The organism is Microlunatus kandeliicorticis, assembly GCF_014137855.1.
In the GTDB taxonomy this organism is placed as follows: Bacteria; Actinomycetota; Actinomycetes; order Propionibacteriales; family Propionibacteriaceae; genus Microlunatus; species Microlunatus kandeliicorticis.
The window spans coordinates 725732-748120 of the sequence record NZ_JACGWT010000002.1; the positions used below are offsets into that span (position 1 = coordinate 725732).

The window sequence follows — 22389 nt, forward strand, 5'->3', positions numbered from 1 at the left end:
CAGTCGGCGGGCCAGCCAGAGCCCAACCATGGCGCCCAGGGTGAGCCGGACCGTCGGCTGGACCAGCCGGGCCGGGCTATCTGAGGCGCGGGTCAGCGAGAGTCCCATGGTCAAAGGCTCTCGACCATGCCGGCCGCCCACGCCCCGACCTTGGAGACGGTCGAGTAGACGAGATCACCGACCGGCGAAGCCCCCAGCACCAGGCCGAACAGGATGCACACGATCACCGCTGAGGCCCGGGCGACCCGCAACTTGAGCATGAGCACGATGACCAGGCCGAGGATCACCGCGACCCCGACGACGCTCACGAGGCAGCCCTCATACCGTGCGAAGGGATCGAGGCGCGAGGGGCGGCCCAGTCGATCAGGGCGGGGAGCTCGACGAACTCGACCCGGTTCTCCGGCGTCAGGATCAGGTCGGCCTGCTGGTGCGATCCGCCGGCGTGGGCGAGCGCTGCCAGGATCAGGCCCAGGTTCGGCCGATCGACACCGACCAGGATCCCGGACAGATCGTGCAGCGGTCGATCACCGGTCAACGCGGCCACGACCGCGAGCACCCGCCGCTCCGCCCCGGACAGGCCACCGGAGTAGGTGTCGATCGCGTCCGGATCGAGGTAAGAGCAGCCCGGACGGCCGGTCGGGCGCACCCACGGCACCCCCTCGACCGCGAACCGGCCATCGAAGGCACGGGCCAGCAGCTCGACCGCCGCCTCATCCGCATACGAGCCGCGGGCCCACACCCGCAGAGAGTCCGCGGCACTTCGCGCGACCACGATCAGGCCACCTTCGACGACGCGTTCGCACCACTCGAGGCGGTCTTGCGGTACTCGGCGGCATCGACCATCCTCAGCGCCCGCACACTCAGCCCGACCTTCGTCCGGCCCCCGTTGTCGTTCAACCACGGCGTGACCGTCAACCCCACGAAGGCCACCGGCCGCAACGGAGCGTGCTCCATCTCGGCCGGCAGCACCGGCTGATGGGGGGCCGGCAGCTTCACCTTGAACGTCCGCTCCCGTGCCTCCGGGTCGAGGTCCATCACCTCCACCGTCCACATCAACTCGCCGGTGTCCTTGTCTCGCGCCTGGACCGGGTTCTCCCGGGTCGAGGCCTCGAAGTCGTTCAACGGCTCGACCTTCAGCCCGTAGAGGCCGAGCGGGAACGCTTGGTCGAAGTTGACCGGCAATGCTCCGTTGAGGGACATGAGGGGCTTCCTTCCGGTGATGTCTCAGCCTCGTGCTGGGACGGATTTGTTGCTGTCAGTAGAAGCCGGGACCAGAAGGTCGACCCGGACAAATTGTCCGGGTGTGCTGCGCCAGCACCTCCCGAGCCGTCGTAGGGTGCGCCTACTCTGAGAACATGAAGGGCGCCGGAGACCACTTCACCGTCGGAGAGCGAATTGCGTTCTACAGACGGCGTCGCGGCATGACCCAAGGTGTTCTCGCCGGTCTGGTTGGCCGATCGGTGGACTGGCTGAGCAAGATCGAGCGCAACGAACGGGAGCTGCGCCGCCTAGACCTGTTGGGCGAGGTAGCGCAAGCGCTACGGATCGAGATTGGAGATCTTCTCGGGACGCCGGTTCTGGTTGAGGACGAGAAGCCAACCGACGACAACATTCCTGCGATCCGCGATGCACTGATGAGCCACCGCCGGCTCTCCCGCACGCTGTTCGGCGTGGGTGACCCGGACCAGGTTGGCCTGTCCGAGGTTGCCACCTTCGCCCGCCTCGGATGGGATGACTATCAGGCTGGCCGCATCGGTCGGGTGATCGCCGGACTTCCGGCCTTGATCATTAGTGCTCAGGCACTCGAGGAAACTGGGGACGGTGCGAGTTTGATCACCGCGGCCAGGGTGTATCACCTGGGCGCGTCGACCCTGGCGAAGGTCGGAGAATCAGACCTCTCGTGGATCGCGGCCGAGAGAGCCATGGAGACCGCAGAGAAGTCCGGCTCAGCCCTGGCGCTGGCCTCCTCCGCGCGCGCCGGCACGCACGCACTGCTGTCGGTTGGCCGATTCGACGATGCGATGCAGCTCGGTCAGACTGCCGCCGACTGGCTCCGTGACCAAATCGACGACAACGACGCGGCGGGACTCTCGATCGCAGGAATGCTGTACCTCCGCACCGCCATCGCCTCGGCACGTCGTCAGGACCGCAGCACAACGAACGAGCTGCTGGCCCAAGCTCACGAGTACGCGTGTCGGCTCGGTCACGACAGCAACGAGTGGCACACAATGTTTGGCCCGACCAATGTCGAGCTGCACCGGATGCATGCTGCGCTCGACCTCGGAGACGTGGCTTGGGTAGTCGAGCACGGCCCGACCGTCGATGCTTCACCGCTGAATGTCGAGCGCCAAGTCACCCGTCGGATCGATATGGCAAGGGCCTACGCCTGGACCGCGAGAGACGAAGACGCACTAGCTGAGCTGCTCACAGCCGAGAAGTCAGCGCCGCAGATCGTCCGACACAGCGCCGTCGTTCGCGACACCGTCAAGGCGTTGCATCGCCGGGGTCACAGCCGTGGCACGAACCGTCCTTTACTCCAGCTCGCCGACCGCTGCCGCGCAATCCAGTGAGCACCATCGGAGTCATCGCCGCCGCGGCCGGTGGAGTCGAAACGCTGCGCACGGGTCTTGTTGCTCCGCTGATCAAGGCTGGTCACCAAGTTGCCGTGACCCTCACGCCAACCGCTGCGTACTGGCTTGACGACATCGGCGAAAGTTCCCAACTCGAACAGCTCACTGGCTATCCAATAAGGTCGACCAGTCGGCTTCCCGGCGAGAAGAGCCCGCACCCAAAGATTGACGTCTTCCTCGGTGCACCTATGACAGCCAATTCTGTGGCCAAGCTCGCAATGGGTATCGCCGACAACCAAGCCATGACAGTTCTCTGCGAGAACATCGGCACGAAGGCCCCCATGATTATCTTCCCCCGGATCAATGCCGCACACTCCCGCCAGCCGGCGTGGAATGATCATTTGGAGCGTCTCCGAAGCGCCGGAGTCGAATTGGCATACGGCCCTGATATCTGGCCGCTCTTCGAGCCTCGCGCAGCTGGACCCCGTCTGCTGCCGTGGGACCAAATCATAGAACTAGTTACGAAACATTTCGCGACTTGATCTAAGGGTCGGTGGTAGCCGGCGGTCACGCGGACGCGTGCGGTTGCCGGTGGTGACGCGGAGCGTGCGGTGATCCGGATGCCCGAAGTGACCTCGACGCGAGTCTGACCTAAGAGTCGACGTCGATGCCCTCGCTCAGAAGTCTTACCTTCAGCTCACTGGCAGTCAGAAGTGACTTGAGCCGATGAACCTCGTTCAGAAGCCTTCCCCGCTCGACCACCAAGTCGGCAACGCGCTGCCTGAGCGACTCCATCTCCTGCGACTCCGCTGCATTCACCAGGTCAGGATCCATCAAACCTTGCTCAGCTTGGCTGAGCCTCGAGCTGCCGCGTCAATCAGCTCGCCGGCGCACAAGGGTGCGACTGTCACGACACGACGCCGCCGATAGCCAGACGCGTGCGGTTGCCGGTGGTCACGCGGACGCGTGCAGTCGCCGGTGGTCGATGGAGCCCCTGGTCGATGGTCGGTGGGCGCACCAATAACTCTCAACGATCGGTCAGAATCGTGAGCCGGATTTTGCCAGCTGCTAGAAAAATTCAGGTGAGTTGCGGTGCCATCGCAGCGCGCTGCTGTACTCACGACGACACTCACAACGCATGGCTTCCGGGGGGAGCGGCTCAATAGCGAGCCAAGCCGTGCGCTATCGATTGTTTCTATTGGTGGCTGTCTATTGGATGCAGATAGATGGAAGAAATCTAGGGAGCGGATCACGCAGCGGGTCGACAGCGAACACGGGCAGTTCACGGTAGTCACGCGGAGCGTGCGTTAACCGGTGGTCACGCAGTGCGTGCGGTGGCCGGTGGTCACGCGGACGCGTGCAGTTTCCGGTGGTCACGCGGACGCGTGCAGTTACCGGTGGTCACGCGGACGCGTGCAGTTACCGGTGGTCACGCGGAGCGTGCGGTGGCCGATGGTCACGCGGAGCGTGCGGTGGCCGGTGGTGGAACGGACGCTAGAAGTTGCCCCACCGCTCGTTGATGTGCTCGAAACATGGCCATTCCCACTCGGCTGGTCACCGGCGAGACTACTGGCGTGAACACCCCCGGTTCTCCCCCTGATGCCAAGCAGGCTGCCCTGGAGCTGAGCGAGGTACTCGCCGAGAACGCAGCAGCTCTGGCCAGCGACGACCTGGCGACGGTGGCCGCCGCGATGACCAGGGTTCGGGCCGGCGCTCGAGCTCTCGAAGCAGGCCTCACTTCCAGAGGGTGGGGCGGAGACGTTCTCTATGGGTGGGGAGAGCCCGACGAGGACGAGCTCGAAGACCGCTGGCCCGAAACAGTCGATGACGACGAGTCGGACGGAGCGGTCATTCCGTCGGACGGTCCTTTCCTTCCGTCATCTGCGCTGAAGATGACCTACCAGTGCCGCGCTGACTTCTATCTGACCGATGAGCAGGCCCTCATCGATTGGATTGTTGAGCATGCCGGCGACTGGGGACTGCACGGCTGGGACCGTCCCTATGTCGAGAGCCGTGGCGCGTTCGATTGCTTCACCGACTTGGTCTCGCAGCCCCGGCTGGACCTGACGGACACCGGCTTGCTGCCAGCCGGTAGTCAGGCGGTGACCTACCAAGTCGACAGGACGCTCTGGGAGATGCACGAGGACGATGTCGATACCGCCGGCGACGCGTTCCCGGTGAACGGCTAGCCGCAGGACGGATCCTCGAGCGGGCAGAGGTCGCGGTTGCCGGTGGTCACGCGGACGCGTGCTATAGCCGGCGCGTCACCCAGAGCTAGAGGTCGCTTCGAGCGCAGAGGCGACCAGTGACTCGAAACGACTCTGGTAAGCCGGTTCGATCAGTGACTCGACGCGAAACAGGTACCAGCCTTCGTTGGACTTCAGTTCGAGACTGACCCGCGCTCCGTCGTTGTCCGGCGACGCCTGGACTCGGAAGGTGAAGGGCACCCTCGCCCCGCCTGAGGGTCCCAGAACACCCCACAGGCGCATCGAGAGGCGAGACCCACCTTTACCTTGGGCGTGCGTTGGCGCGTCACGTTCCACACTGAGGCCATCCGAGGTGAAGCGACTGACGATCGCGTCGATAGCAGCAGCAGCCTCAAGCGTTGTCTCGAAAACCTCTGAATGCGTGATAGGTGCGACCACAACGAGAGTGTGTCAGGCGATGGCCCAGCATGACGGCTGTCTTCACAAGCCGGTGGTCACGCGGACGCGTGCAGTTACCGGTGGTCACGCGGAGCGTGCGATAGCCGGTGGCCCATCGGACGGCTCTGATCGCTAGCGGAGGTGCGGCTGTGGTCCAGCCACAATCGCTAGGTTCTTCTCGTAAGTTCGGCCGAAGTCCACGCGCGTGATCGTGTCGGTGCGGTGCCTCTGGGCCTTCGGTTTCCATCGACCCTCGATATCGACTTCGTGAAGCCGCAGGTTTCGACGCCCCCACTTGTGCGGGCGGCCGATGTAACACACGTTGGTGCGGCGGAGCTCAGGATGGATCGTGACCAGGTCGGAGTGAGCGGCGATGCTGTCGACGAGTTGCTGGACCCCGTGATCGAGATCGATTGGATGCCGAGGTGCTTCGAGCGGCCAAACGCTCTGCGCTTGCAGGGAACGGCGCACGAACCGATTGGAGGGATCCCAGTACAGGCCCTTGATGTCATCAATGCGGACCGCAACGTAGCCGTCGGGCGAGCCGTCCGTGGGCACGGCGAGCAGCACCCACTTCGAGCCGATCGCAACCACGTAGGCGTCCAGCGAATCGCAGCCCTTGATTCGACGCTCAAGCCGTAGACAGTCATGCCGTCTCATTGCGCGGGTCAGATCTGCGACTCGCTTCTTCCGCCCAGCCATGGTCAGAGTATGTCAATCACCTAACCCGCGCCGCTGGCGAAGCGGTGGTCACGCGAAGCGTGCAGTTGCCGGTGGTCACGCGGACGCGTGCGGTGGCCGGTGGTCACGCGGAGCGTGCGGTACCCGGTGGTCACGCGGAGCGTGCGGTACCCGGTGGTCACGCGGACGCGTGCAGTTGACGGTGGTGACGCGGACGGGTTGGGCCCGCCCGTTTGAGTCGTAATGCGGAGCGAACCGCCGAGGCTACGCAGCGAAGGCTGTGCGGCTGCGGGCGGCGAGGATGAGGGCAAGGAGCAGGACGGGAACGCCGAGCAGGAACGGGGCGTGGAGTCCGAGACCGGTGGCAGCGACACCTCCCACGGCGGCTCCGAGAAGGGATCCAGCGGTGATCAGGACTCGGTTGACGCTGATGATTCGCCCGAGCAGACGCGGGGGAACCTTGCGTTGGATGGTGGTGCGCACCTGCACGTTCCAGATGGCGAAGGCCATGCTGCTCGTGGCCATCACCGCGGCGGTGACCACCACCGAGCTCGTGGTGCCCAGCGCAAGCTGACCGAGTGCGGCCAGCAGCAGGGCGGTCAGCGTGCTCTTCTTCGCCCCGGCGCGTCTGGCGAGAGGAGCGGCGAGCAGGCCGCCACTGACGCCACCCACAGCGCCGACGGCCAGCAGGACTCCGTACCAAGCCGAGCCCAGGTGCAGAACCTGCTGGACGTAGAGCACGAGCAGGGCGAACCAGGCGGTGTCGGTGATGGCCAGGGCGATGCTGGTGGCCGGCACGGCCCAGAAGTCTCGGTGCTCTCGCAGCCAGGTCAGGCCCGCTCGGATATCGGATCTCTGGTGGGAGGCGTCGGACTCGGCCACCAGCTCGGTAGCTCCAACGAGGGCGGGGATGCTCACCACCAAAGCCACAGCGATGGCCAGTGTTCCGCCGTTGACCGCGAAGGGGAGGACCACGGCGATCCCGAACAGGTAGCCGCCCAGAGGCGGGCCGACGAACTCGCTGCCGGTGATCTCAGCACTCACCATCCGCCCATTGGCGACGTCCAACTGCTCTCGGTTCACGATCGAGGGCACCAGGGTGCTGGCGGCCGTGTTGCGGACCACGTCGGTGACACCCGAGGCGAACACCACGACGTAGAGCACGGCGATCGACGCACCACCGCTGGCGATCAGGCCGATGAGACCGGCTAGGAAGGCCAGCCGAACGGCATCGGCCGCGATCACGATCCGCCTCCGGTCGAAGCGGTCGGCCAACCAGCCCGCCGTCAGCCCGAAGAGCAGTCCAGGGAGCTGGGTGGCCACGGCCACGCCTGAGATCAACAGCGGATTCCGCGTCAGCGACACCGCAAGCAAAGGAAAGGCTGCAGCCCGGACGCCGTCGCCCACATTGGACAACAAGGTGGCGGTCCACAACCGGCGAAACGGGGCACCCAGGGCAACGGCCGTCATCGGGACCCCTCCATGAGCACTCTGCCGACGTTGGCTGACAACCAATCAGAGCTGGCACTCTCGGGTCAAGAGTGCCAATCACCGAGAACACTTCGTCGCGACGGACGTCGGTCGACGTGAACCATTACCGGTGGTCACGCGGAGCGTGCGGTTGCCGGTGGTCACGCGGAGCGTGCGGTTGCCGGTGGTCACGCGGAGCGTGCGGTTGCCGGTGGTCACGCGGAGCGTGCGGTTGCCGGTGGTCACGCGGAGCGTGCGGTTGCCGGTGGTCACGCGGAGCGTGCGGTTGCCGGTGGTCACGCGGAGCGTGCGGTTGCCGGTGGTCACGCGGAGCGTGCGGTTGCCGGTGGTCACGCGGAGCGTGCGGTTGCCGGTGGTCACGCGGAGCGTGCGGTTGCCGGTGGTCACGCGGACGCGTGCGATGGCCGGTGGTCACGCGGAGCGTGCGATAGCCGGTGGTCACGCGGACGTCGTGTGCATCAGGAGCCGCGATCGATGCGTGAGCGGATCTGTAGCTTGTCAGCATGCCCATGGACGACATGACCACACTCCCGGTGGCCTCGGTGCATGACTATGTTCGAGCCGCACATGACCTGGCCGACGGTCGCTTTGGCGATGGAGCCGTGTTCCTGGCTGGCGAAAGCGCAGCCCGGCTGACCGAGCAGCGGATTGACGATTTCTCTGACCGGCTAAACGAGTTGATCACTGAGTTCTTCGCGCCTGACGCTGCGCAATGGGAGTCGCCCATCAAGTACAGCTTTCGCTGGATCCTGATGCCAGTCGACACGGCGCCGGATGATGATGTTCGCGCGCAATCCACCACCTGGTAGCCAGGGTGGTCACGCGGAGCGTGCGATAGCCGGTCGTAGGAGCGAGCCGTATGTTCTGCGGACGCTTCTGGGAAACGCGCTCTGAGGACCGCCGCCCTCGATACGCCCGGTGGAGGTGTCCCTAAGCTGCGGCGCATGCCGAGAGCGAGCAGCATCGAAGCTGGGGTCGAGCGGTTCCGACACGCGGTGACGGAGCGACACCTTGGAGTCGAGGGGTTACACATCCATACCCGGAATGGCGCGCCGATCGCTGTTCGCTGGGTCTCCGATGACCGCAGAGAGGTCTACTCGGTCTCCAAAACCTTCACCTCCGTAGCCATCGGTATGGCCCGCGCCGAAGGGCTGCTCGACCTCGAAGCTTCCGTGCTGACCTTCCTGCCAGAGTTCGCGGCCATCGCCGCACCAGGCATCGATGCCGTCACGATCCATCAACTTCTGACGATGACCTCGGGAATCGGCTACCGCTGGCAGGGCGAGGACAACGACCATCCTGGCGACCCGGCCGCCGATATCCTCTCGACACCGCTGGACGCTGAACCGGGCGAGCAGTTTGCCTACCGCGGCGGGAACTCCTACCTGCTGAGCCGAATCATTTCCGCGGTCAGCGGCCAGGACATGCGCGACTATCTGATGCCACGGCTCTTCGTGCCCTTGAAGATCGGCAATCCCCAGTGGCTGCGTTGCCCGCTCGGCTTTTCGATGGGCGCGGTCGGGCTGCAGCTGCGCACCGAGGAGGTCTCGCGGCTCGGCATCACCTTGCTGAACCGGGGACAGCACGGCGGGAGACAGGTTGTCCCTGGCGATTACGTCGACCTGATGCACGATGAGGCGATCAGCTCCAACCTCGAGGGAGTGCAGGGCGCTTACGGACTGCACTGTTGGCACTGCGACCGAGACGACGCCTGGCGGATGGATGGACTGTACGGCCAGTTCAGCATCATCTTTCCGCGGCAGCAAGCATGCATCACCCTGACCTCGCACTACGAGCAGGCAACCACCGACATCCTCGACGCGGTCTGGGACGAGCTCGTTCCAACACTGTGAACACAGAATCCGTTGGTCACGCGGAGCGTGCGGTAGCCGGTGGTCACGCGGAGCGTGCGATAGCCGGGGTCACGCGGACGCTCACCAAGCGGCGGCTGGAGAAACTGACTTGCGGGGCGACCTCCTGGCCCGCAGGCTTCCCGGGTGCACCGGGTGTTCGAGACGCTGGAACGCGCACGTAGGTGGGTCCGAGTGGACGTTCGGATCCGGGCCGCCTTGATCCACGGCTCCGTCGTCCAAGGTGACACGACGCCCCTGTCTGACCTGGACCTCATCGTGATCGCCGAGCCCGGCGAACGGGACGCGATCTGGGCAGATCGACTGTCCATCACCGACCGTCTGCTCGGTGCGCCGGCAGCGGTGACCGAGGTGCTGCCGCAACGGCCCTACCGCTGGCAGGCCCGCACCCTCGACCTGGCCATGCTCGACTTCACCATCGACGAGACCTACATGGCAATGTGGGACGGCTTCGAGGGCCCTGTCGAGTTCCTCATCGACCGCGCCGACGTCCAGGCCCGTTTCGAGCAGGACATGGCAGCCCAGGCGACACCCTCAGCCTTTGATGCTCGCGTCGATTGTGATGACACCTGGGGCCGGCTAGCCAAGCTCACCGCGCTCACCCTCCACGGCCGCCGCCACATCGCGCGCACCGGCCTCCACGATCTGATCGGTAACAACCTGCTTACCCTGCTCGACCGAGATCCCTACCGCATCGGGTCGATCGGAGACGCCCACGACGTTCAGCTGGTCCAGCAGCTCGACTTCATCTACCCGGCGAGTAGTGAACCCGCTGAGCTTCAGCGGGCACTCATGGCAACCGCCCACTGGTACGGCGAGCTCCTCACCGCATGGGCCGCTCGGACCGGCAAGGACCGCCCCACCTGCCCAATCGAAGGACCCGTAACCGAAGCCATCCAGACACTCGCTAGATCCCAGGAATGATCCGACGAGCGGGGTGCGCCTCCTAGTCGAGGCGGCTGAGCGGAGCCGGTGGCCACGCGGACGCGTGCGGTTGCCGGTGGTTGAACGAGACGGTTCCGCCACCCGTCCGAACTCACCTCAAGGCCGCAGGTCTGGTCCGTAGACGAAGCCGCGGGCTAGGTAGTTCGGGACGGTGTGCGGGTGTTCGTCCGGCCGAGTCCACAGCCAGACCCGCTCGGTGAGCTGGCCGTTCGGTGCAGGCGTTGACCACATGAGCTGGGTGAGGCGGGTCAGGAAGTCTCCACCGATTCCAACGCCCTGCATCGTCGGCACCACTCCGATGACCACGAACGCTGCGTCACCTCGCCCAGACCAGCCGACTTCTGCCATCGCTACATCAGCACGACCCATGCGTCCTATGAAGGCCTTCATGCCGGGCTCGGACAGCTCATCTGCCCATTGCTGCTCAGTCCAGCGGCTACGACCGCCGCCACCCAACGGCTCCCAGATGATTCGGTACAGGCGTCGCAAAGCGGCAGCCGCGGGATCCGGGGCTGCGAGAATTTCCAACTGCTTGAGTCGTGGGCTCGGCTGCAACTGCGACGGTGTCGTCATCTCCAACACGATGCCCTCACTGCTCATGCAGACGAGGTTAAAAGACGAGCTGCTGATCGGTACCGCCGAACGTGGCAGTCACAAGTGGGGTAGCGACACGTCGTGCTAGGCCTCGGCAGAGCTCGGTGGTCACGCGGACGCGTGCGACAGCCGGTGGTCACGCGGACGCGTGCGACAGCCGGTGGTCACGCGGACGCATGCAGTTGCCGGTGGTCACGCGGACGCATGCAGTTGCCGGTGGTCACGCGGACGCATGCAGTTGCCGGTGGTCACGCGGAGCGTGCGATGGCCGGTGGTCACGCGGAGCGTGCGATAGCCGGTTGTCACGCGGACGCGTGCAGTTGGCGGTGGTCACGCGGACGCGTGCAGTTGGCGGTGGTCACGCGGACGCGTGCAGTTGGCGGTGGTCACGCGGACGCGTGCAGTGGCCGGTGGTCACGCGGACGCGTGCAGTTCACGGTGGTCACGCGGACGCGTGCAGTTCACGGTGGTCACGCGGACGCGTGCAGTTCACGGTGGTCACGCGGACGCGTGCAGTTCACGGTGGTCACGCGGACGCGTGCAGTTCACGGTGGTCACGCGGAGCGTGCAGTTCACGGTGGTCACGCGGAGCGTGCAGTGGCCGGTGGTCACGCGGAGCGTGCAGTGGCCGGTGGTCACGCGGAGCGTGCAGTGGCCGGTGGTCACGCGGAGCGTGCAATACCCGGTGGTCACGCGGAGCGTGCAATACCCGGTGGTCACGCGGAGCGTGCAATACCCGGTGGTCACGCGGAGCGTGCAATACCCGGTGGTCACGCGGAGCGTGCGATACCCGGTGGTCACGCGGACGCGTGCAGTTCACGGTGGTCACGCGGACGCGTGCAGTTCACGGTGGTCACGCGGACGCGTGCAGTTCACGGTGGTCACGCGGACGCGTGCAGTTCACGGTGGTCACGCGGAGCGTGCGATAGCCGGTCCACGATCGGCGCCACGTCGCGGGGCTGAAGTCGAGCCCAACCGTCCCAGAACGCATGACCTGATCGTTTCACCGCACGTTGGGACGGAGGCGATGGTCGAGCGGACGCTCCCAGCACCCACCTCTTCTTACCCCCGGAGTCGAACGCTCGCAGCAGTTAAGGTTTGGACGTGCTGACCGTTATCGTTGCTGCGGTTCTGTCTGTGGCAGGCGGCCTTGTGATTGCTCGTGTGACTGGTCAGGTCGGCCTAGTTCGAAGAGTGGAGCGGTACCTAGCTATCGCAGAGAAGCTGCCACCCGGCGACGAGAAGGCCAACCTGAATGCGACGGCCGTGGTCCTGTCGCGACAATTGACCCGCTCGACCGCCGAACGAATCCATATTGGACTCACCTGGTTCGCAGTTGCTGGAGCGCCATTCTGCATATTCGTCATCATCGAGGGTGTGCGAGCTGCGCCGCAGGGTCTCGTAAGCGCCGCTCCTGAGCTCCTAATTCGAGACTTGGTTGCGGCAAGAAGCGCTCTCGGGCTCAGCTTCCTCTGGCTGACATCCGTTGCCATCTGCGGCGCCTGGGGGCAGGCAGTGACGAGGGCATTGCTCATTCCTGCTGCAGAGTGGCTGCGTGGCCGGTTCCGCAAGGCAGATGGCGGATAAGTACAGACCCAAGCGCCGCATAACTCGGACGGCTAGGCCGAGCGGGGACTAGCCGTTGCCGGTGGTCACGCAGTCGCACACAGGGACCGGTGGTCACGCGGACGCGTGTGGTTGCCGGTGGTCACGCGGAGCGTGCGATAGCCGGTAGTCACGCGAGCCGCGCGGCCGTCGACGCTCGAGCACGATTGCGCGGAGGATGACTTACCGAAAGCTCGCCTGCCAGCGGTTAAGAGCGCGCGGCATCGAAGGCCGCTTTGACGGCGCGGGCCAGGTCGGCTCCATCGAGGACAGGCCCACGCGGATCGACTAGTCGTCGCGATCCGATCGGCGAACCCTCGTAACGAGGGATCAACTGAATATGCAGGTGGTTGACTTCCCCGTCGCACATCGTGACCTGATAGACCCGTTCAACACCCGTGAGCGACGCACGCAGAGCGCGCGCCACATCACGACACACCGTGAAGAGTCGAGCGGTCTCGCCATCATCTAGTTCAGTGAAGTCCTGAACGTGGGACTTCCAGACAACAATGGAATGCCCGGGCGCGCGTGGATCGAGCGCCAACGTCACCCGAACGTCCGCTTCATCGACGATCAGATCCTGCGGACCCAAGACGTCACCGTGAGACATCTCGCGGCAGGTGTAGCAGATGCTACGGTCCAGCAAACTGCTGACAGTCTGAGCAACCTGGTCCCGTCTATTCGACCACCGCAACACCTCATCCCTCGTCGGCATTCGACGCGGGATGAACGTGGTGGGCACTCCGACCTCACTGCTCCTCACTTCGCGCACAGTTCCAGGGTCACACAAGAGTGGCCATCTCGACGTGGCATGTCCCAGACCAAAGCAACATGTGTCTCAGCCGCACAATCTCCCTCCGAAGACACACACAGTTGCCGGTGTTCTCGCGGAGCGTGCGGTAGCCGGTGGTCACGCGGACGCGTGCAGTTGGCGGTGGTCACGCGGCCGTGTGCCGTTGCGGTGGACAGTGCCCCATCTTGAAGCGCCTTCAGCAGTAGCGAAGGCTGCGCTTAGCCGTCTCGGCAAGTGCCCTTACCGTGCGGAGCCGTTCGAGCGACCACTGAATCGTAGGTTCTTGCATCGGGTCCTTCCCGGCGGCGAGGAAGTGACCAAACCCGACACCAGCACAAACAAGAACCCTGAACGCGATGGCACGTTCGAGGCCATCGCGATCGGCGCCGGCCAGAATCATGTGCTCGCTGTATCCGGCTAGCAACGCATCGATCGACGCTGACTCCGCGTGGTCCGGCTGGTAGATGAGCCCGCCGGTGGCGCAGGAGAGGAGGGCAAACGCCAAGTCGATGATCGCTGGCCCAAATCCAGAACTGTCCCAGTCGAAGAAGTGGACTTGTCCCGATTCAGCTCGAACACAGTTCCATTGGTGCGCGTCTCCGTGGAGGAAGGTTTGCGTGAGGCCGGTCTGCTCCTCGAGGCCGTCTGCGCAGGCATCAACGAGTGACTTCCACTGCCGTGCAGTGTTCCGATTGGGGAGGTCGTGTTCGTATGGCAGGAGGTTGCGGAGCGCGAACCGCAGCTCGTTGGCGGGCAGCATGCCTGCGCGCTCGACCACTGGGGCGCCGTCGATGGTCCGCGGCATGGCAGCGGCGATGCCGTGGCCATGGTGGTGGAGTTGTCCAAGCGAGGAGCCGAACTGATACAGATCTTCAGGGTCCCGCGACAGCGCTCGGCCCTCGATATAGTCCATGACAAGGAGCTCGTCCTGCCTCGACCCGGTCCGATGCTTCGTGACCGGCGCTCCGTTCCGTGCGCGCAGCAGCTTCGCTGCGGGAAAGCCGGCGTTTGCCAGAGCCTCGAGCACGCCGGCCTGGCGCTCCAGGTCGCCCTGGCCAATTCTGGCGACATAGGCACCAGCATCCGACTCGACGAGGAACGTAGGGTGATCCGCAGAGAATCGGCGGATCAGTGTCGGTTGCAGCCCGTACTGATCGACCAAGCAGCTTTGAAGCAGCTGTATGTCGAGATCGCCCTCGGCTGGCTTCTCACGCATCGATCGGGGTCAGGGTTGCATCGAATCGGGTGTGCTCATCTGCCGAAGCTTGAGCGATGAGGAGCTGCTGTGGCAACGCAATATCTTTCCCAGTCGACTTCTGCCCGGCGCCGGGCCCGCTCGGGCTTTCCGTCTGACGGGTCGACCGCTGCGGACATGAGGCCACTCAGACGAGACGTGACCTCGAGGTGGCGGGTGGTCACGCGCACCCGTGCAATGACCGTGGTCACGCGGAGCGTGCGATAGCCGGTGGTCACGCGGAGCGTGCGATAGCCGGTGGTCACGCGGAGCGTGCGATAGCCGGTGGTCACGCGGAGCGTGCGATAGCCGGTGGTCACGCGGAGCGTGCGATAGCCGGTGGTCACGCGGAGCGTGCGATAGCCGGTGGTCACGCGGAGCGTGCGATAGCCGTTGGTCACGCGGAGCGTGCGATAGCCGTTGGTCACGCGGAGCGTGCGATAGCCGGTGGTCACGCGGAGCGTGCGATAGCCGGTGGTCACGCGGAGCGTGCGATAGCCGGTGGTCACGCGGACACTCGTCGCATCCAGTCGTCGGACTTCTATAGGCAAATGAAGGCGCACCCGATGTCAAGCTGCTCCAACTCAAGGGGCCGACGAGCGGATCCTCTCCCCAAGAACGTCTACTACTCCTTCGTCGGTCCAACCGCTACCAAGGCTCCCCCAGGGGGTCAGAGACTCCCCCCGCAGCCAGTCGAGGACATCAGCTGGGTCGGCGTGACCGCCGGCTTCTCGACGCGGTACGACGACCTCGTCGAAGACATTCACACCGTCAGCGACACGGCGCCAGACGAGCTTGTCGTCACTGGTTGTGTAGATCAGCCAAGTCGGGGAGTCGTCGACGGTGATGCAGCTGCAGATCCAGAGAGCCATCTCTGCGGGTACCTGGCCCAGTGGGAGCCGCTCCGGGCCGCCTTCGGCTTGGACGGCCGCCGTCAGCAGCGCCTCGACAAGCGGGACTGCGGGGTCCTCCCAAGTCTCCCGCGGGCGCCTGAATCCGAACATGCCGGGACGATAGGCCGCAACCAGCGCAGGCGCCTCCGAATATGGTGCGCGCGTGCCGATCGTCCGGTCGACGCGTGCGGTTGCCAGTAGTCACGCGGACGCGCACGGGCTCAAGCACCGCCGATTGGCTGCTGAATCGAAATGACGCCCGCCGATCAGCGTGCGGTCGTCATTGATCAGCGCGGTGCGACGGATGCGAGCTGCCCCTTGTCTCGATTGGTACCGGCGGCTTCACGGTCGATAGCGGCGGGCGCGATGGCGGTCTACGAGCACAGCGAGCGCCACGACCACCAGCGCAACGATGACCATCACCCAGAGCGGGACGTGGAACCAGGCGCACAGGCTATACAAGGCGAAGGTGAAGAAGGCCAGCGTGGCGAGGACGACTCCTTGACGAAGGGTCACCGGGAGGCCTGGTCCGTGGCTCGAGCTCGCTTGTTCGACAGGTACCAGAGGATCGCGGACCGCGTATAAAGAACGATCTGCACGCCCGTCAATACCACCCAGAGACCCTGGAACCACCACGACCGGTGATCCCAGAAGCCGGCTGCGATCTGGGCACCACCGATGACGGTCCAAAGTAGAGCGGCGGCGATTGAGGTCCCCAAGGACCCGGTCATAGCGCCCTTGGGCCGGTCCGGGCGCGAAGGTCCGGTCCAGAACCGGATGAAGCGCTGGCGCATCGTCCGCTCCTGCTCGTCGGTCACATTGGCAGCTTGCCAGGGGGCAGTCGCACCGACGGCCGGATATGCAAGTTTGGTGGTCGCCCAGACGCGCGGTGGCCAGTGGTCACCCGGACGCGTGCGGTAACCGGTGGTCGCACGGGCGCCTGCATCAGTCCGAGCCGGGGTGGCCGACCTTGCCGCGTCCGACCGGGACAAAATAGGCCCCGTTGCAGGGGAAGATCAGGGCCGACCCGAAGGTGAAGACAGCTCTCAGCGGGTCGCTAGTTACATCGTTGGGTCGGGCCGGACCTGTGCCACGCCGTGCGGAAATCGCAACACCACGAACCTCTCGCCAAAGATCCGGGTGTCGAGCTCCTCCTGGATGTGCGTCAGCATGAGACGCAACGCCACCAACTCGAACGGATCATCTGGCCAAAGACCCGCGGCGCTTCGACCTGAGACCCGAATCGCATGACCACACTCCCGGGGACTGAAGCCGAGACGCATCACGATCCGAGTCTGGTTCCATCCATCAGATCCGATCGCTGGCTGCACAGACCAACCACCACCGAAAGTCCTGATCCCGTCCCGGATCAGCGCCACCCGCAGCTCACCGACGAACCGCGCAACCCGTTCTATCATCGGGCCCCAGTATCGACGACCTAGACCACTGAGTTGGCTCCACCAGGCACCAAGCCCGGCAGGCGCCCCACTGAGACAATGACGCAGTGACCTCCAAACGGGCGGTGACGGCAGCCATCACTGTTGCCGTTGCGGTCCTCGCAGGTTGTGCCCACTCACAACCCGCCAGCACGTTTGGCCCGAGTCCTGCGCCTCACCCAGGAACCACCCAGATCGCACCAGAGCAGCGCAAGACCGTGCCGGTGCTCCAAGGGCCGGCACTGAACAGGGGCGGTGTGGTGTCCACTGCTGGTCTTGCCGGTCAAGTCGTGGTCATCAACTTTTGGGCCTCATGGTGTCCTCCGTGCCAAAAGGAAGCGCCAGCCCTCGCACAAGCGAGTCACTGGGCCGGGGATCGAGCAGTCTTCGTCGGCGTGGACAGCCATGACGAGGCACGGTCGAAGGCTTCAGCTCTACTCCGGCAGCGAGGGCTGCGCTATGACAACATCTACGACCCGGCCGACAGCCAACTCGACAAGCTGGCGGGGAACCTCCCCACTGACGTGCTGCCCTCAACGATCGTGCTCGACAAGCAAGGACGGCTGGCCGTGCGGATACTCGGGCCCGTAAACGCCGACACACTCCTGACCGAAATCGAGGCCGTAAACCACGGCCGCTAGAACCCGCGGCCGGCCGCCACAAAGAGACCCTTAACCCGTCCCGGTCGAGCGTCGCCCTCCTCGGCCCGCGCTCGACTGCCGGTGGTCACGCAGAGCGTGCAGTTCACGGGGGTCACGCGGAGCGTGCAGTTGACGGTGGTTTTGCAGACGCCCGCAGCGGCCGGTGTTCGTCGGGTTCCCTCGCGCTCTCCTACGGGAGCTAGCTCTGATCCCAGACAGGCGATTCGGGATCCGCATCGAAGGCGTAATGGACAAGCAGGTGCCCGCGCAACGCGGACTGCAAGCGGTTCGCAAGCGTCCGGCCCATCGCCCGCCACCGCTGTTCACGATCGGCTGACGACTCAACACCCGCTGACACCGCAGCGACCCCGCTCTCCCAGTCTCGGGCCCACGAACGCAGAGCGTCGACGAGCTGAGTTTCGAGTCCGAAGGCGTCGAGGTCCAGGTTGCCCACGACGCCTTCCGACCTGAATGCCCAGATCGGATCCGCTCCGTAATCCACGTCCACGACGACGCGCTCAAGGCCCTGGTCGAGCAGCACCTGCAATCTCCGACCCGGGACGACAGGAGAGACCATGGCCGGAGCGTGCCACACCACCGGTCAACGCAAGAGAGCATCAAAGTCGCCGGTCTCACCCGAACGCGTCGGTAGCCGGTGGTCCCGCGGAGCGTGCGTTAGCCGGTGGTCACGCGGACGCGTGCAGTTGCCGGTGGTCAGAAGACTGATGCGGGAGCGCTACCGCGGCTGCAGCCACGTCAGTCCCGGCGATTGTTGACTAAAGCTCTCGCTCGCGCGGGACGCCGTCGTGACGCGGAGGCGCGCTTTGCTCCAGGATGTTGGGCTGTCGCCGATCACAAAGGACCCACCCACACCCCAGCTCGAGCCCCACCTCCTCCCTACAGGCTGGACCAACACCCGATGTAGAGATCTTGGCGACCTACCTCTGGCATTGACGGGCGTCGGCCAGAAGTTCCCATCGGATCTCACCGAGCGAAGCTACGGCACAAATTCCAGCCGGAACGGATGAGCGCTGGCGGTTCAACCAAATAGCTCGAAGTCGAGATCGGAGAGCACCTTGTACGTCTTGACTCAGTGAATCGCCGATCATCAATGACTCTTCTGCCAAAGCTCCGATGATCGCGACGGCCTCCAGAAACGCCTCAGGAGCAGGCTTTGCTGCTGAGAGAAGTGATGAGGCGATAAACACATCTACTTTCGAAGACAGCCCACACTTTTCTAACTTGAGGCGCTGGTGCCCGGCATCACCGTTGGTCAACACCCCTACGATTAGACCTAGATTAAGCGCTGCATCTAACGCGGGCCCAGCATCTTCAAAAGCCCTCCAGCCGGACTCATACAATTCGAGGTACTCCTCGAACAATTGGTCCAACTCGTCGTTACCTGCCTTTACCTGCAAGAAATCCTGCACCCGCCGCCGACGCTGCTCCTGAAATGTGAGTTCTCGCCTCTGAAAAGCAGCGTAATGCTTTTCCGAGAGGGCACGCCACTTGTCGACGGCGCCTTCGCCCTCGCCGCAGTGGCGGCAGGCCCACTCGGTGGCGGCTGCGTCTGCGGCTGATCTTTGATCAATCAGAGTCTCATCGAGGTCAAACAATACGGCCTTGAGCATGCTCGCGCCTTCCATCCTCAAAGACTTAGGAATGGGCTCCGTTGCGTAGTGAACATCGTGCCGTCGACCGCAACATCGAACTGGTAGAAGGGAGTCCGTCCTGTGCACTTGTCGATACAGTAATCGGCGAAGGCGGCAGCCACGGGAGCTATGGCCGTTGACTTCACCAACTCAGATGCCCTATCCAGAGACAGCCACGAAGCCGACCTTACGTTGCCACCGGGGTCCGTGTTCTGAGGGAGCTCAACGGTCTCACGCAACAGGAATTCAAACCCAATCGCCAGCCAACCATCCATGCCCCCCGCGTCATTCTGCATGAGCATATGTGTGACATAGGCAAGGCGAGTCGGAGACTTCACGTTCAGCCCCGTCTCTTCGGCAATCTCACGTATTGTCGCTTCGATAGGCTTCTCACCAGGCTCGACTTTGCCACCCGGGGCCGACCACTGAGGGCCAAATGGAGACGAGTTTTCAACGAGAACCACTTGGTCCCCGCTACGTAAGATGCCGGACACTACTAGGCTTACTTTTGCAGCTGCCATTTGCCCTCATGATGTCTCGTTAGGTCAGAGCGCCGTCAAGCCCTTAAAATACACTGACCCGCTAGGCAGGACAGATGCCCGCTCAGCTTCGGGTGGGTCAGCCCCAGACTCCTTCAGCCTATCGACCGGTACAGCGCGGCCTGGGTAGCGTGCTCCCTCCTCAGCGCGAGTCGTGCGATAGCCGGTGGTCACGCGGACGCGTGCGGTAGCTGGTCGTCGGGCAGCGCGCATCAACGCTCCTGCCGGGACCACCACTGCTAAAAGGGGGATCGCTAGTCGACGCTGAGTTCCCCAGAGGTCAAGGTCGGGGTGCCATCAAGCTCGCGGAACGAGATGTACACGGTCTCGCCTGAGGACTTGCAGCGAACGGTCAACTCGTCGGCTGCTGACTTGCACACACGATCCCGAAGGAAGGTCGCCTGGACGTCAGCAGGCGCAAGCTCGGACGTGAAGGAGACAAAGCCAGCCCCATTGTTGTCGCAATCATAGGTTCCGGTCTGAACGTTCCGTGCCGCGATGTGCCTCATCACGAAATCGCGCTGGGCATCGAGTGTGGCTTGCGACGGGGAGCTGCATTCAAAAAGATCGTAGGCGACCCGGACGACAGGGAGGGCTGCAGCAACGATCGCGATGACGACCAAGAAGACGAGGAAGCGCCGCGGACGTTGGAGGTGCCGCCCCAAGCCCACGTCGCCACTCTCGGGTACCCCCCGAGGCAAGGCGCTCTCCTCTGTCGTCACGAGCCAAATGTTGCATGTACTGCGGCAGCATTGAGGTCAGCTCAGTCGAGCAACTGCTAAGAGCCTCACGTCACGACGAGTTTGGGTTTGCTAGGTGATGCGGTTCCCAGCCGGTCATCCGAAGCGTGCGATAGCCGGTGGTCACGCGGACGCGTGCAGTTCACGGTGGTCACGCGGACGCGTGCAGTTCACGGTGGTCACCGGGCGCGTGCAGTGACCGGTGATCACTCGGCCCGAGCGTGGTGGGTCCACAGACCCGTGTCAGGTGTTAAGGCGATCAGTCTCACGAAAGGCATCAAGAGTTCGCTGCACGCAGTCGTCCAAGGCGGCTTCTGCGCTGTAGTACCGGACGAGCGCGAAGGCGTTGTGGATGAGATCTTGGATCTCCTCGGCGAGGTGGTCAATGCTTGGCTCGCCATGCTTGGCTACCTTTGCTCCGTGGCGTTCGAGATGCGCGACGGCTTCGGCGACCTCACCCAACTCCTCGGTGAGGCGGGCCAAGATGTGCAAGGGGCGGTCGCCATCGGGAAACGTGTCCCGGTAACCGCGTGCGATCTCCAGGAAGTCCTGTCCTGTGCTGTTCACATCGCCACCATAAAGGCAGGCTCCCAGGCCGAGCTGGCGAAGTTGGCGAGCGCAGGCCAAGGCGGTCGTCGGTGGTCTTGCGGACGCGTGGGATTGCCGGTGGTCACGCGGACGCGTGCAGTTCACGGTGGTCGCGCGGCCGCGTGCAATGGCCGGTGGTCACGCGGACGCGTGCAGTTGCCGGTGGTCGAGGGAGACGGAGGTCGGTGGTTGATCCGTACAGTCGTTAGGTGAATTCAGACGACCGCAGCGAAGGAGCCGACGGTCCACGGTCTCCCTCCGACCCCGACGTGGCGCGCGTCGCTGCAATCAACCGAAAGGCCGGCACGAGGTATGTCGCGACCGGACGAGCCAGCACCGGAACCCTCGGCGGCGGGGTCCTCATCGACTTGGGCGACGGTCGGACAGGTGTCGTCACACGGTTCCATGGTCCCAGGGCACACGCCGACCAGACCGCCGCCATCGCGAACCAGCTGCGCCAGCAAGGGCTGCCCATCGCCGCGCACCGCCGTGTCGTCGAGCTCGAGGACAGCATCTACTTCGTCCAGGAACGCCTGCCAGGTTTGCCGCCGCCGCGCATCCCCTCCGTCGACGCACTGCAGGCCATCGTGGCGGCCAACGACGCGTTCCGCGACGCGCTGGCCGACCGCACCGACGTTCCCCTTCTACCGATGTGCCTAGTCCCGGACCACGACCCTGTCACCGCCAGACACGACCAGATCGCAGCACACTCACGCGCCACCCGCCGGGTCCTCGAACACATCCACGCACTCGGTCACCACCCGGAGGACGGATTAGGCAACGACGCCTTCCATATCGACCTCACTCCCTCCAACATCCTGATGTCCGACGGGACAGTCAGCGGCATCGTTGACTGGAACCTCGGTATCTACCGAGGCGATCGGGACCGTGCCCTGGTTAAGCTGTGCTTCGAGCTCGAGCGCGAACCCGTCAGCCAGGACCGTGAGTCTGCCGTCCGCTACCTCGACCAGATCCTGGCAGAACGCGTCCCCCCGGAGACGTTGCGCCGCTACTGGGCCTCACGCCTGGTCTACGAGCTTCACTGGGCGGTCCAGACAGGCGCTGACAAGGCGGTCGAGGCAATGCTTGGAATCGTCGACGAGCGGGTAGTCCTGTAGCACTCGGACTAGCCGGTGGTGAAGTGGGCTGGAGACAGTCTTACTCGCGAGGTGTCCGTCGACGGCGCCGAACACGGATCGCGGCTAGGACGACGGCGAGGCATACAACCAAGGTCGCCGCTCCCCACAGCAGTCCCATACGCCACCCCTGTCCGAACGAGACGGCAAAACCGACACTAGTGGCCAGCGAGGCAGGAATACTCATCACCAAAGCCCCGGCCAACCGGTTGGCCTCTTCCCGCCAAGGGTCGTATCCCACGGCTGCAGGCTATGACGCCAAGGGGTGCTCTCGGACGAGGAAGTCAGCTTTGCTGTCAGTCGGTAGCCGGTGGTCGCTCGGACGCTGTCTCCCT

Annotated in this window: 28 protein-coding genes; 9 read left to right on the forward strand and 19 right to left on the reverse strand. The window is 64.5% G+C overall.

Annotated elements, in window-relative coordinates:
* Positions 1–110 precede the first annotated feature (110 nt).
* The 3 genes from FHX74_RS08160 to FHX74_RS08170 are packed head-to-tail and all read right to left on the reverse strand — an operon-like array spanning position 111 to position 1182.
* Positions 111–308, reverse strand: coding sequence for a hypothetical protein (locus FHX74_RS08160; RefSeq protein WP_182559554.1), 198 nt, complete (start codon positions 306–308; stop codon positions 111–113).
* Positions 305–772, reverse strand: a complete 468-nt coding sequence (locus tag FHX74_RS08165) for a hypothetical protein (RefSeq protein WP_182559555.1) — start codon at positions 770–772, stop codon at positions 305–307. The genes FHX74_RS08160 and FHX74_RS08165 overlap by 4 nt, the downstream gene beginning before the upstream one ends.
* 2 nt (positions 773–774) lie before the next feature.
* Entirely contained in the window at positions 775–1182 is a 408-nt protein-coding gene (locus FHX74_RS08170) for a hypothetical protein (protein WP_182559556.1), read from the reverse strand.
* Between the two features lie 173 nt (positions 1183–1355).
* Between FHX74_RS08170 and FHX74_RS08175 the strand changes: the two genes are divergently transcribed.
* The 3 genes from FHX74_RS08175 to FHX74_RS08185 all read left to right on the forward strand — a co-directional run bounded on the left by FHX74_RS08175 (position 1356) and on the right by FHX74_RS08185 (position 4759).
* Positions 1356–2570: a helix-turn-helix domain-containing protein gene (locus tag FHX74_RS08175; protein ID WP_182559557.1), complete on the forward strand. Its 1215-nt coding sequence runs from the start codon at positions 1356–1358 to the stop codon at positions 2568–2570.
* Positions 2567–3112, forward strand: a complete 546-nt coding sequence (locus FHX74_RS08180) for a flavoprotein (protein ID WP_182559558.1) — start codon at positions 2567–2569, stop codon at positions 3110–3112. Before FHX74_RS08175 ends, FHX74_RS08180 begins: the two co-directional genes overlap by 4 nt.
* A 1032-nt stretch (positions 3113–4144) precedes the next feature.
* Positions 4145–4759 carry a hypothetical protein gene (locus tag FHX74_RS08185; RefSeq protein ID WP_182559559.1) on the forward strand — a complete coding sequence of 205 codons (615 nt, stop codon included), beginning with the start codon at positions 4145–4147 and terminating at the stop codon, positions 4757–4759.
* A gap of 588 nt (positions 4760–5347) precedes the next feature.
* On the opposite strand, the gene FHX74_RS08190 is transcribed toward FHX74_RS08185, so the two are convergent.
* The 3 genes from FHX74_RS08190 to FHX74_RS08200 form a co-directional block, all read right to left on the reverse strand.
* Entirely contained in the window at positions 5348–5917 is a 570-nt protein-coding gene (locus FHX74_RS08190) for a hypothetical protein (protein WP_182559560.1), read from the reverse strand.
* Positions 5918–6160: 243 nt separating this feature from the next.
* A complete protein-coding gene (locus tag FHX74_RS08195; protein ID WP_182559561.1) occupies positions 6161–7366 on the reverse strand; it encodes an MFS transporter in 1206 nt (401 codons plus the stop codon).
* 78 nt (positions 7367–7444) lie between these two features.
* The gene (locus FHX74_RS08200) at positions 7445–7747 is read right to left on the reverse strand and encodes a hypothetical protein (protein ID WP_182559562.1); all 303 of its coding nucleotides are present in this window, start codon (positions 7745–7747) and stop codon (positions 7445–7447) included.
* A gap of 143 nt (positions 7748–7890) precedes the next feature.
* Here FHX74_RS08200 and FHX74_RS08205 point away from each other — a divergent pair, with 143 nt between their 5' ends.
* The 3 genes from FHX74_RS08205 to FHX74_RS08215 all read left to right on the forward strand — a co-directional run bounded on the left by FHX74_RS08205 (position 7891) and on the right by FHX74_RS08215 (position 10182).
* Positions 7891–8196, forward strand: coding sequence for a hypothetical protein (locus FHX74_RS08205; protein ID WP_182559563.1), 306 nt, complete (start codon positions 7891–7893; stop codon positions 8194–8196).
* Positions 8197–8331: 135 nt separating this feature from the next.
* Positions 8332–9240, forward strand: a complete 909-nt coding sequence (locus tag FHX74_RS08210; RefSeq protein ID WP_182559564.1) for a serine hydrolase domain-containing protein — start codon at positions 8332–8334, stop codon at positions 9238–9240.
* A gap of 144 nt (positions 9241–9384) precedes the next feature.
* The gene (locus FHX74_RS08215) at positions 9385–10182 is read left to right on the forward strand and encodes a nucleotidyltransferase domain-containing protein (RefSeq protein ID WP_182559565.1); all 798 of its coding nucleotides are present in this window, start codon (positions 9385–9387) and stop codon (positions 10180–10182) included.
* 117 nt (positions 10183–10299) lie between these two features.
* Here the strand turns inward: FHX74_RS08215 and FHX74_RS08220 are convergent, their stop codons facing one another.
* Positions 10300–10803: a hypothetical protein gene (locus tag FHX74_RS08220; RefSeq protein ID WP_182559566.1), complete on the reverse strand. Its 504-nt coding sequence runs from the start codon at positions 10801–10803 to the stop codon at positions 10300–10302.
* Positions 10804–11295: 492 nt separating this feature from the next.
* A complete protein-coding gene (locus tag FHX74_RS08225; RefSeq protein ID WP_182559567.1) occupies positions 11296–11598 on the reverse strand; it encodes a hypothetical protein in 303 nt (100 codons plus the stop codon).
* Between the two features lie 303 nt (positions 11599–11901).
* Here FHX74_RS08225 and FHX74_RS08230 point away from each other — a divergent pair, with 303 nt between their 5' ends.
* Complete coding sequence (locus tag FHX74_RS08230; protein ID WP_182559568.1) at positions 11902–12384, forward strand: hypothetical protein; 483 nt, start codon at positions 11902–11904, stop codon at positions 12382–12384.
* A 226-nt stretch (positions 12385–12610) separates the two neighbouring features.
* Here FHX74_RS08230 and FHX74_RS08235 read toward each other — a convergent pair whose 3' ends face one another.
* The 6 genes from FHX74_RS08235 to FHX74_RS08260 form a co-directional block, all read right to left on the reverse strand.
* Positions 12611–13144 carry an HIT family protein gene (locus FHX74_RS08235; protein WP_182559569.1) on the reverse strand — a complete coding sequence of 178 codons (534 nt, stop codon included), beginning with the start codon at positions 13142–13144 and terminating at the stop codon, positions 12611–12613.
* A gap of 247 nt (positions 13145–13391) precedes the next feature.
* Positions 13392–14411 (reverse strand): phosphotransferase enzyme family protein, encoded by a 1020-nt coding sequence (locus FHX74_RS08240; RefSeq protein WP_182559570.1) that lies wholly within the window; start codon positions 14409–14411, stop codon positions 13392–13394.
* 35 nt (positions 14412–14446) lie between these two features.
* Positions 14447–14938, reverse strand: coding sequence for a hypothetical protein (locus FHX74_RS08245; protein WP_182559571.1), 492 nt, complete (start codon positions 14936–14938; stop codon positions 14447–14449).
* 75 nt (positions 14939–15013) lie between these two features.
* Complete coding sequence (locus FHX74_RS08250; protein ID WP_182559572.1) at positions 15014–15433, reverse strand: hypothetical protein; 420 nt, start codon at positions 15431–15433, stop codon at positions 15014–15016.
* A 231-nt stretch (positions 15434–15664) separates the two neighbouring features.
* Positions 15665–15838 carry a hypothetical protein gene (locus tag FHX74_RS08255; RefSeq protein WP_182559573.1) on the reverse strand — a complete coding sequence of 58 codons (174 nt, stop codon included), beginning with the start codon at positions 15836–15838 and terminating at the stop codon, positions 15665–15667.
* Positions 15835–16140: a hypothetical protein gene (locus FHX74_RS08260; protein ID WP_182559574.1), complete on the reverse strand. Its 306-nt coding sequence runs from the start codon at positions 16138–16140 to the stop codon at positions 15835–15837. Before FHX74_RS08260 ends, FHX74_RS08255 begins: the two co-directional genes overlap by 4 nt.
* A gap of 875 nt (positions 16141–17015) precedes the next feature.
* Between FHX74_RS08260 and FHX74_RS08265 the strand changes: the two genes are divergently transcribed.
* The gene (locus FHX74_RS08265) at positions 17016–17399 is read left to right on the forward strand and encodes a TlpA family protein disulfide reductase (protein ID WP_328823725.1); all 384 of its coding nucleotides are present in this window, start codon (positions 17016–17018) and stop codon (positions 17397–17399) included.
* Positions 17400–17598: 199 nt separating this feature from the next.
* Here the strand turns inward: FHX74_RS08265 and FHX74_RS08270 are convergent, their stop codons facing one another.
* The 5 genes from FHX74_RS08270 to FHX74_RS08290 all read right to left on the reverse strand — a co-directional run bounded on the left by FHX74_RS08270 (position 17599) and on the right by FHX74_RS08290 (position 20897).
* Positions 17599–17940, reverse strand: coding sequence for a hypothetical protein (locus FHX74_RS08270; RefSeq protein ID WP_182559576.1), 342 nt, complete (start codon positions 17938–17940; stop codon positions 17599–17601).
* Between the two features lie 397 nt (positions 17941–18337).
* Positions 18338–19045, reverse strand: coding sequence for an HAD family hydrolase (locus FHX74_RS08275; RefSeq protein ID WP_182559577.1), 708 nt, complete (start codon positions 19043–19045; stop codon positions 18338–18340).
* A 2-nt stretch (positions 19046–19047) separates the two neighbouring features.
* Complete coding sequence (locus tag FHX74_RS21075; RefSeq protein WP_328823707.1) at positions 19048–19572, reverse strand: NUDIX domain-containing protein; 525 nt, start codon at positions 19570–19572, stop codon at positions 19048–19050.
* A 272-nt stretch (positions 19573–19844) separates the two neighbouring features.
* Positions 19845–20261 (reverse strand): hypothetical protein, encoded by a 417-nt coding sequence (locus tag FHX74_RS08285; protein ID WP_182559579.1) that lies wholly within the window; start codon positions 20259–20261, stop codon positions 19845–19847.
* 312 nt (positions 20262–20573) lie between these two features.
* Positions 20574–20897, reverse strand: coding sequence for a MazG nucleotide pyrophosphohydrolase domain-containing protein (locus FHX74_RS08290; protein WP_182559580.1), 324 nt, complete (start codon positions 20895–20897; stop codon positions 20574–20576).
* Between the two features lie 230 nt (positions 20898–21127).
* Between FHX74_RS08290 and FHX74_RS08295 the strand changes: the two genes are divergently transcribed.
* Positions 21128–22036: a protein kinase family protein gene (locus FHX74_RS08295; RefSeq protein WP_182559581.1), complete on the forward strand. Its 909-nt coding sequence runs from the start codon at positions 21128–21130 to the stop codon at positions 22034–22036.
* The last annotated feature ends 353 nt before the right edge of the window (positions 22037–22389 follow it).